At 41.4% G+C, this 614-nt stretch carries 1 protein-coding gene; it reads left to right on the forward strand.

Annotated features, from left to right (window positions below; translation table 11 throughout):
• Nucleotides 1-69: 69 nt before the first annotated feature.
• Nucleotides 70-614: MarR family winged helix-turn-helix transcriptional regulator (locus B4K20_RS14970; protein ID WP_289283525.1), on the forward strand; the 545-nt coding region annotated here is incomplete at its 3' end.

The following is a 614-nucleotide window of genomic DNA, read 5'->3' on the forward strand; positions in this document are numbered from 1 at the left end:
CCGTAAAACATAAACAACAGCTAATTATATTGGCCGACTTTGAGCGTTGTTTTAACCAATTGGAAAATTATGAGTAAAACTATCGGTTTAAATTTAGATGCAGTTTATAATCTTGATCTGACTGATAAGCAGAAGGATCACCTGTTGAACCAAATTGAAGAAGTTTTAATCGCTTTAAGGCGAGTTATTCGTGCAACTGATTTGCACTCTAAATATCTGGCAAAAACCACCAGCTTAACTGCACCACAAATTCTGCTTCTGCAAAGCCTCAGAGATAAAGGTCAGATAACCATTGGCGAACTGGCCAGTGAGATGAGTCTTAGTCAGGCAACGGTAACGACAATTGTTGATCGTCTGGAGAAGCGTGAACTGGTTTATCGAATGCGTTCAGAATCAGATAAGCGCAAAGTACATGTTCATCTGACTGATAAAGCATTGGAAATTCTGAAGAACGCACCGATTCCTCTCCAAGAACAGTTTACACGACAGTTTGGCGATCTCCAAGAGTGGGAACAAACCATGATCATTTCTGCTCTGAAACGGGTAGCCCAAATGATGGATGCTCAGCACATCGATGCCTCACCTGTGCTAGATATTGGTCTGTTAGATCGGCA

Origin of the sequence: Methylophaga sp. UBA5088 (assembly GCF_002414625.1) — a bacterium.
In the GTDB taxonomy this organism is placed as follows: domain Bacteria; phylum Pseudomonadota; class Gammaproteobacteria; order Nitrosococcales; family Methylophagaceae; genus Methylophaga; species Methylophaga marina.